This window comes from Micrococcus sp. HSID17227, assembly GCF_003989405.1.
Lineage (GTDB): Bacteria > Actinomycetota > Actinomycetes > Actinomycetales > Micrococcaceae > Micrococcus > Micrococcus luteus.
In genome coordinates, this window is sequence record NZ_RBLN01000080.1 from 1 (window position 1) to 8,629 (window position 8,629).

The following is an 8,629-nucleotide window of genomic DNA, read 5'->3' on the forward strand; positions in this document are numbered from 1 at the left end:
GCGTCTGACCGAGCGTTGATTGGACCGGGTGCCGTGGTCGCCCAAGGTCACACTGTCGGTGAACTCGTCGCGTTCCCCGATCAGTGAGGAGAGGTCTTGCAGATCACGGCTGTTGGATGCGCCGCCGGACGTGACCGCCGACGTCGTGGTCGACTCGCTGCGCCGCTGGCCCGCGGCCGTGGTGGTGGACATCGCCTCGGTGAAGGAGGCGGTCGCCGCGGGCGTGCGCGCTGCCGTCGACGACGGCCGCCTGGCCCCGCAGGACGCCGACCGGTACCTCGGGACGCACCCGATGGCCGGCTCCGAGCGGTCCGGTCCCGTGGCGGCCCGCGGCACCCTGTTCACGCAGGCGCCGTGGGTGCTGTGCCCGACGGACACGACGCACCCGGGCGCCCTCGCGGCCGGTCGGGCGCTCGCGCGGACGCTGCAGGCCACCCCGTACCGGATGGCGGCCCGCGCCCACGACGAATCGGTCGCGCTGATCTCGCACCTGCCGCAGATCGCCGCCTCGCTCGTGGCCTCCCGCCTGCAGGACACCCCGGACCAGGCGCTCGCCCTGGCCGGCAACGGGCTGCGGGACACCACCCGGATCGCAGCGTCGGACCCGCAGCTGTGGGTGCAGATCCTCTCCGGCAACGCCGGGCGGATCGTGCCGGCGCTGCACGGGCTGCGGGCGGACCTGGACCGGCTGATCCGCACCCTGGAGGACCCCTCCGCCCCCGGGGCGCGGCTGGACATGGCGCAGCTGATCGCCGAGGGCAACGCCGGTCGGGCACGGGTGCCCGGCAAGCACGGGGCGCCGCCGCAGGCGTTCGCGGTGGTCACGGTGATCGTGGACGACGCCCCCGGGCAGATCGCGGCCCTCCTCGACGAGGTCGGCCGCACGGACGTGAACGTGGAGGACCTGCGGCTCGAGCACGCCTCGGGCCACCGGGTCGGCATGGTGGAGATCTCCGTGCTGCCCGGCCGCAGGGACGAACTCGTGGCGGCGCTGACCGCCGCCGGATGGAAGGTGGTCTGAGATGACCGAGCACACCCGCGACGACGTCGCACCCGCGCCGCTCGTGGTGGCGGTGGACGGCCCCTCGGGCTCGGGCAAGTCGTCCGTGTCCAAGGCCGTGGCCCGGCGTCTCGGCGCCGCGTACCTGGACACCGGCGCCATGTACCGCGCCGTGGCGTGGCACTGCCTGAACGAGGGCGTCGACCTGGCCGATGCGGAGGCCGTGGCGGCGGCCGCCGTCGCCATGGACCTGGACCAGTCCACCGCCCCGGACGTCGAGGCCGTGCGGGTCGGCGGCACGGACGTCACCGAGGCGATCCGCGGCCCCGAGGTCACGGACACGGTCTCCACCGTCGCCGTGGTGATCCCGGTGCGCGAGGAGCTGCACCGTCGCCAGCGGGCGGCGATCGCCGCCGCGGGCCGGATGGTCGCCGAGGGCCGCGACATCACCACGGTGGTGGCCCCGGACGCCCACGCGCGCGTGCTGCTCACGGCGTCCGAGGCCGTGCGCACCGCCCGCCGCTCGGGCCAGCTGGCCGCGGCGGGGGAGACCGGCGTCGACGCCGGCACGCTGCACCGTCAGGTGGCCGGGCGCGACGCCCGCGACGCCACCGTGTCCACGTTCGACCGCCCCGCCGACGGGGTGGCGCTCGTGGACTCCACCGAGCTCGACTTCGAGCAGACCGTGGCGGCCGTCCTGGCCGCCGTCGAGGACCAGGCCGGCATCCCGGCCGTGAAGGGAGGCCGACGATGACCGAGAACCCCCAGCACCGCTCCGGTGAGGACGAGTTCGTCCCCGCCGGCGACGATCAGGTGGCCGAGCGGCTCGCCGCCATGACCGAGGAGGAGGCCGAGGCGCGTGCCGCGTCGTTGCGCGCCGGCCTGGCCGACTATGAGCTCGAGGAGGACGACGCCGCCCTCCTCGACGCGTGGCAGCTCGGGCCGGACGAGGACGTCGACGCGCCCGTGCCGCCCGTGCTGGCCGTCGTGGGCCGGCCGAACGTCGGCAAGTCCACGCTCGTCAACCGCATCATCGGCCGTCGTGAGGCCGTCGTGGAGGACGTGCCCGGCGTGACGCGCGACCGCGTCTCCTACGACGCCGAGTGGAACGGCCGCGAGTTCACCGTGGTGGACACCGGCGGCTGGGAGCACGACGCCAAGGGCATCCACCGTCGCGTGGCCGAGCAGGCCGAGCTGGCCGTGGACGTGGCGGACGCCGTCGTGTTCGTGGTGGACGCCACCGTCGGCATGACGGCCACGGACGAGGCCGTGGTCTCGATGCTGCGCCGCAAGGACCGCCCCGTGATCGTGGCCGCCAACAAGGTGGACGACATGGTCCAGGAGGCCGACGCCGCCACCCTGTGGTCGCTCGGCTTCGGCTACCCGTACCCGGTGTCCGCGGTGCACGGCCGCGGCGTCGCGGACCTGTTGGACGCCGCGCTCGAGGCGCTGCCGGAGGAGTCCGCCCACGGAGGTCTCGTGCCGCGCGGCGGCCCGCGCCGGATCGCCCTCGTGGGCCGGCCGAACGTGGGCAAGTCCTCGCTGCTGAACAAGCTGGCCGGCTCGGACCGCGTGGTGGTGGACGACCTGGCCGGCACCACGCGCGACCCCGTGGACGAGCTCGTGGAGCTCGGCGGACGCCTGTGGCGCTTCGTGGACACCGCCGGCATCCGTCGACGGCAGCACATGGCCCACGGCGCCGACTACTACGCGTCGCTGCGCACGGCCTCCGCCCTGGACCGCGCCGAGGTGGCCGTGGTGCTGCTCGAGGCGCCGCACGTGATCTCGGAGCAGGATGTGCGCATCCTCCAGATGGTGCTGGACTCCGGGCGTGCCCTCGTGATCGCGTTCAACAAGTGGGACCAGGTGGATGAGGACCGCCGGCACCAGCTGGCCAAGGAGATCGACCGGGACCTGGCGCACGTCGCCTGGGCGCCGCGCGTGAACATCTCCGCGAAGACCGGCTGGCACAAGGACCGTCTCGTCCCCGCGCTGGACCTCGCCCTGGACTCGTGGGACACCCGCATCCCCACGGGCAAGCTCAACGCGTTCCTCGGCGAGCTCGTGGCGGCCCACCCGCACCCGCTGCGCGGCGGACTGGGAGGACAACTTCGGGCGCATCGAGCGGGGGGAGGACCTCGCCGCGGACACGTCGATCTACGTCTCGCGCACCTCCGCCACGGACCCGGGCGTGGCCCCGGAGGGCGACGAGAACCTCTTCATCCTCGTCCCGGCCCCCGCCGAGCCGGGGTGGGGGCGCGGCGGCATCCGGGTCCGTGACGGCCAGAGCTGGCGGGTGGACCGCGCCGGGGACGCCCAGGTGGAGGCCGTGGCGGACCGGGCCCTCGATCAGCTGGCCCGCTGGGCCGGGATCCCCGACCTGGCCGAGCGCATCGTGGTGCGGCGCACCTACGGGCCCGGTGACTTCGCCGCGGACGTGCACGCCTGGCGGGGTTCGCTGCTGGGCCCCGGGCACACGCTGGCGCAGTCGGCCATGTTCCGCCCCTCGGTGCGGGACGCGGACGTGGCCGGCCTGATGTACGCGGGCTCCTCGGTGCGCCCGGGAATCGGGGTGCCCATGTGCCTGATCTCCGCCGAAGTGGTCCGGGACGAACTGCGCCACGACGCGCGCAGGGCCCGGCCCGCGGGCCCCGGGGGGAGCGGCACATGATCCGCACCCTCTTCTGGGCGTCCCGGCCGGTCAGCTGGGTGAACACGGCCTACCCGTTCGCCGCCGCCGCGATCCTGACCGGGGGGCTGCCCGCGTGGCTGGTGGTCCTGGGCGTCGTGTTCTTCCTGGTGCCCTACAACCTGGCCATGTACGGCATCAATGACGTGTTCGACTTCGCCTCGGACCTGCGCAACCCCCGCAAGGGGGGTGTGGAGGGCTCCGTGCTGGGCGACCCCGCGGTGCGCCGCCGGGTGCTGGCGTGGTCGGTGCTGCTGCCCGTGCCGTTCGTGGCCGTGCTCGCGGGCTGGTCCGCCGTGCGGGGCGAGTGGGCCGCCGTGCTGGTGCTCGCGGTGAGCCTGTTCGCGGTGGTGGCGTACTCCTGGGCGGGGCTGCGGTTCAAGGAGCGGCCCTTCCTGGACGCCGCCACCTCCGCCACCCACTTCGTCTCCCCCGCGGTCTACGGCCTCGCGCTGGCCGGGGCGACCCCCACGCCCGCCCTGGCGGCGCTGCTGGGGGCGTTCTTCCTGTGGGGCATGGCCTCGCAGATGTTCGGGGCGGTGCAGGACGTGGTGCCGGACCGGGAGGGGGGCCTGGCCTCGGTGGCCACCGTGCTGGGCGCTCGGCGCACCGTCCTGCTCGCCGCCGGCCTGTACGCGGCGGCGGGCCTTCTGCTGCTGGCCACCGACCCGCCGGGCCCGCTCGCGGCGCTGCTGGCCGTGCCCTACGTGGTGAACACCCTGCGCTTCCGCCGCATCACGGACGCCACCTCGGGCGCGGCCCACCGCGGCTGGCAGCTGTTCCTTCCGCTGAACTACGTGACCGGCTTCCTCGTGACCCTGCTGCTGATCGGGTGGGCGCTGACCGGGGGGGCGGCGGCATGATCTACCTGCTGGCCCTGCTGGGTGTCATCGGCTGCATGCTGCTGGTGGACCGGCGCTTCGAGCTGTTCCTGTGGCATCGCCCGCTCCCGGCGCTGCTGGTGCTGGCCGCCGGGGTGGCCTACTTCTTCGCCTGGGACCTGTGGGGGATCGCCGAAGGCGTGTTCCTGCACCGGCAGTCGCCCTACATGACCGGGGTGATGCTCGCCCCCCAGCTGCCCCTGGAGGAGGGGTTCTTCCTGCTCTTCCTCAGCCAGATCACGATGGTGCTGTTCACCGGGGCGCTGCGCCTGCTGCGCGGCCGGCGAGGTGACGCCCGTGCCGCGACGCCGGCCGATCCGACCGACGGGGGCAGCCGGTGACCTTCCTCGACCTCGTCCTCGTCTTCGTGGGCTTCGCCCTGGCCGTGCTCGTGGGCGCCGCCCTCGTCGGCCGCGTGCGGGGCGAGCACCTGCGGGCCGTGGCGGCCACCCTGGTGGCCCTGTGGGCCCTCACGGCGGTCTTCGACAACGTGATGATCGCCGCGGGGCTCTTCGACTACGGCCATGAGCTGCTGGTGGGTGCCTACGTGGGCCAGGCGCCCGTGGAGGACTTCGCCTACCCGCTCGGCTCCGCCCTGCTGCTGCCGGCGCTCTGGCTGCTGCTGACGAGCCGTGGTCGTGCCGGTCGGCGCGGCCCTCGGCCGGGACGCCGCCCCCACCCGGACGATCGCTGACATGCTGCCGCTGATCCCCGCAGACCTGTTGCGCGCGCTCGGCCTGATCCTCGTCCCGGTCGCGGCGGTGCACGCCGGATGGCCGTCCGCGGCGGCGATGCTGCTCGTGTTCGGCTCCCAGTGGCTCACCCGCTGGCTCGCCCCGGGCGGCGCCCTGGACTGGGCCGCGCAGGCGGTCCTGCTGCTGGCCGGGTGGCTGAGCGTCATCGGCCTCTACCCGCGGGTGCCGTGGCTGGACCTGCTCGTGCACGCCGCCGCCTCCGCCGTGGTCGCCTGTCTGACGGCACTGGTGGTGGGGGCATGGCTCCGGCGTCGGGGGACCGAGGCCGGGCAGGCCGTGGCCCTGCTCGGCCCGGGCCTGGCCGGGCTGGGGATCGCGGCCGCCGCCGTGGCCCTGGGCGTGGTGTGGGAGCTGGCCGAATGGTGGGGGCACACGGCGGTGACCCCCGAGATCGGTGTGGGCCACACGGACACCATCGGCGACCTCGCCGCCGATCTCGTCGGCGCCGGGATCGGCGCCGCCCTCGCCGTGCGCCGGGAGCGCATCCGGTGACCCCGGCCCGCCCCACGGTCTCCGTGGTCGTCCCGGTGCTCGATGACGCCGAGCACCTGCGCGTGTGTCTCGCCCTGCTGGCCGCCCAGAGCCGGCCGGCGCTGGAGGTGGTGGTGGTGGACAACGGCTGCGTGGACGACTCGGCGGTGCTCGCCCGCGCCGCCGGCGCGCGGGTGGTGCACGAGCCGCGCGGCGGGGTCCCGGCCGCGGCGGCCGCCGGCCTGGCGGTCCTCGCCGAGGACGGCGTGACCGTCGCGGACCCCCGACGCTGGTGGGGCCTGCTGCCGCTGTCCACCGAGGCCGCGCTCGTCGACCCGGAGCGCGAGGTCGTCGCGCTCTCGCCCTCCCGCGTGGAGACGGCCCTGCGCAATCCGCTGAACTGGGTGCTGTACCACGTCGGCGCGAACGCGGGCGGAACCCTCGCCCAGTCCGTGGGCACGCTCGTGCACTCGGTGGCCGAACACCACCCCGAGGGCGTGCCCGAGGACGTGCGCGCCGAACTGGAGCGCCGCCTGCCCGAACTCGGCCTGCCGGAGGGCTGGATCACGGAGATCGAGCACGACCGGGCCCGCGGCCTGGTGGACGCCTACATCGGCTACTGGAGCATCGCCCGGGCGGCCGGGCGTCGGCCCGTGGCCCAGGAGGTGCGGCTCCTCGCGGACCTGACCTGGGGCGGGACCACCGTCCGGATCACCGGCGTCGTGGACCGGCTCGAGGCGGATGCGCAGGGCCGACCCTTCATCGCCGACCTCAAGACCGGCCGCAGCGCGCCCACCGGCGCGGAGATGGCGCGCCAGCCCCAGCTGGCCGCCTATCAGGTGGCCGTCCGCGCCGGCGGTCTGGAGCAGGTCCGGGACGACCCCGCCACGGACCCCGCCCTGCGCGCCGCGCTCGCCGGCCTGGAGCACCCCACGACACCGGCCGGCGCGGCCCTCGTCCAGCTCGGCGCCGGCACCCAGAAGACCAAGGTGCAGGACCAGCCGGCCCTCGAGGACGAGGACACCTGGGCGCTCGAGCAGGTGTTCACGGCGGCCCGCCGCACCACGGGGCCGCGCTTCCTCGCCCTCCACGAGGCCGGCGCCCGCCGGTGCGCGCTGCCCTCCGTCTGTCCGCTCTGCTCCGAAGGAAGGCAGGTCACCGAATGGCCCCGCTGACCGGCGATCCCGCCGCCCAGACCGATCGTCCGCGCGTCGAGGACGCGGTCCACTCCCCGGAGGACATCGCGGCGCGGCTGCGGCTGCCCCCGCCCACGCAGGAGCAGGCCGAGGTGGTCACCGCCCCGCTCACTCCGCGCCTGGTGCTGGCCGGCGCCGGATCCGGCAAGACCGCCACCATGGCCGACCGCGTGGTGTGGCTCGTGGCCAACGGGCTCGTGCGCCCGGACGAGGTCCTCGGCGTCACGTTCACCCGGAAGGCGGCCGGTGAGCTCGCCGAGCGGATCAACGGGCGCGTGGACGCCCTGCTGCGCTCCGGCCTCGAGATCCCCGGCTTCGACGGGGAGCCCGAGGACCTGGGCCGCGCCTCGGTGTCCACGTACCACTCCTACGCGGGCGCGCTCGTCAGGGACCACGGCCTGCGGATCGGCGTGGAACCGGAGGCGCGGCTGCTGGGGGGCGCGGACGCCCACCGGCTCATGGGCGCCGTGGTGCGTTCGCATCCGGTGGTCGCGGACACCCTCGGCGTGGCCCCGTCCCGGCTCATCACACAGGCCCTGCGGCTGGCCGGGGACATGGCCGAGCACCTGGTGACCGCGGACGAGGTGCGCGGGTTCCTGGCCCGGCTGGCCGAGCAGGGGAGCGCCCTGCCGCTGCCCCCGCGCGCCAAGACCCCCTCGAAGGAGATCCAGGAGTTCCTGACCGGCCTGGCGGACCGCGCCCTCATGGCGGACCTCGTGGCCCGCTACGACGAGGTCAAGCGCGAGCAGGACGTCATGGACTTCGGCGACCTGCTGCGCCACGCGGCGCGCATCGCCGTCGAGGTGCCGGCGGCCGGCGAGCAGGAGCGCGCGCGGTTCCCCGTGGTGCTGCTGGACGAGTTCCAGGACACCTCCCACGCCCAGATGCGGATCTTCGCCGGGCTGTTCGGCCCGCGCGGCCCCGAGGACGACGCGCCCGGGCTGGGGCACTGCGTCACCGCGGTGGGCGACCCCCACCAGTCGATCTACGGCTTCCGCGGCGCCTCCGCCGGACAGCTCTTCGCCTTCCCGCATGCCTTCCCCCGGCTGGAGACCGGTCCCGGCGGCGCCCCGCGGCGTGTGAACGCGGACGTCTCGCACCTGACGATCGCGTGGCGCAACGAGGAGTCGATCCTGGCGGTCGCCAACGCCGTCGCCGCGCCGCTGAACGCCCACGCCGCCGCGGCGGGCGGCGCGCCGGTGGAGGTGCGCACCCTGCGACCCCGACCGGGCGCGGGGGAGGGCGTCGTCCGGGTGGACCGGTTCGTCACCGCGGAGGAGGAGGCCGCCGACGTCGTCGCCCGCCTCGGCGCCCTCACCGGGTCCGGGCCTGGGGGGACCACCCCGAGCCGCGCCGTCCTGTGCCGCACCCGCGCCCAGTTCGGCCCCGTGCTGGACGCGCTCGACGCCGCCGGCCTGCCCTACGAGGTGCTCGGGCTCTCCGGGCTGCTGGCGCTGCCGGAGGTCGCCGAGGTGCTCGCCGTCCTCCACGTGCTGGCCGACCCCACGCGCAGCGACCAGCTCGTCCGCCTGCTCACCGGCCCGCGCTGGCGCATCGGTGTGGCCGACCTCGAGGTGCTCCAGGAGCGCGCCCGGTTCGTCTCGCGGCTGCGGGCCCAGCGGGCCGCCGGTGGGCGG

The 8,629-nt window shown here is 75.3% G+C and carries 9 protein-coding genes and 2 pseudogenes; all 11 read left to right on the forward strand.

All coding sequences use genetic code 11. The annotated features are described in order from the left end of the window. Positions 1–118: 118 nt before the first annotated feature. Positions 119–1,021, forward strand: a pseudogene (locus tag D8M29_RS05940) (prephenate dehydrogenase); the annotation flags it as partial. Between the two features lies 1 nt (position 1,022). Next, positions 1,023–1,754, forward strand: coding sequence for a (d)CMP kinase (gene cmk, locus D8M29_RS05945; protein ID WP_127445846.1), 732 nt, complete (start codon positions 1,023–1,025; stop codon positions 1,752–1,754). Further along, positions 1,751–3,280, forward strand: a complete 1,530-nt coding sequence (der, locus tag D8M29_RS05950; protein ID WP_238693336.1) for a ribosome biogenesis GTPase Der — start codon at positions 1,751–1,753, stop codon at positions 3,278–3,280. The genes cmk and der overlap by 4 nt, the downstream gene beginning before the upstream one ends. After that, positions 3,192–3,671 carry a hypothetical protein gene (locus D8M29_RS05955; RefSeq protein ID WP_238693337.1) on the forward strand — a complete coding sequence of 160 codons (480 nt, stop codon included), beginning with the start codon at positions 3,192–3,194 and terminating at the stop codon, positions 3,669–3,671. Before der ends, D8M29_RS05955 begins: the two co-directional genes overlap by 89 nt. Beyond that, entirely contained in the window at positions 3,668–4,552 is an 885-nt protein-coding gene (locus D8M29_RS05960; RefSeq protein ID WP_127435515.1) for a prenyltransferase, read from the forward strand. Before D8M29_RS05955 ends, D8M29_RS05960 begins: the two co-directional genes overlap by 4 nt. Continuing rightward, positions 4,522–4,911 (forward strand): C50 carotenoid gamma-cyclase subunit alpha CrtYg, encoded by a 390-nt coding sequence (gene crtYg, locus D8M29_RS05965; RefSeq protein WP_127435514.1) that lies wholly within the window; start codon positions 4,522–4,524, stop codon positions 4,909–4,911. Before D8M29_RS05960 ends, crtYg begins: the two co-directional genes overlap by 31 nt. Continuing rightward, positions 4,908–5,264 (forward strand): C50 carotenoid gamma-cyclase subunit beta CrtYh, encoded by a 357-nt coding sequence (gene crtYh, locus D8M29_RS05970; protein WP_020626542.1) that lies wholly within the window; start codon positions 4,908–4,910, stop codon positions 5,262–5,264. Before crtYg ends, crtYh begins: the two co-directional genes overlap by 4 nt. Before the next feature lies 1 nt (position 5,265). Beyond that, positions 5,266–5,817 (forward strand): hypothetical protein, encoded by a 552-nt coding sequence (locus D8M29_RS05975; protein WP_174233308.1) that lies wholly within the window; start codon positions 5,266–5,268, stop codon positions 5,815–5,817. After that, positions 5,814–6,059, forward strand: a pseudogene (gene crtX / locus D8M29_RS13950) (C50 carotenoid glucosyltransferase CrtX); the annotation flags it as partial. The gene D8M29_RS05975 and the pseudogene crtX, both read left to right, overlap by 4 nt. A gap of 3 nt (positions 6,060–6,062) precedes the next feature. Next, a complete protein-coding gene (locus tag D8M29_RS05980) occupies positions 6,063–6,971 on the forward strand; it encodes a PD-(D/E)XK nuclease family protein (protein WP_255420490.1) in 909 nt (302 codons plus the stop codon). Then, positions 6,959–8,629, forward strand: a 1,671-nt coding sequence (locus D8M29_RS05985) for an ATP-dependent helicase (protein ID WP_148111529.1), incomplete at its 3' end; no start/stop codon positions are given. The genes D8M29_RS05980 and D8M29_RS05985, both read left to right, overlap by 13 nt.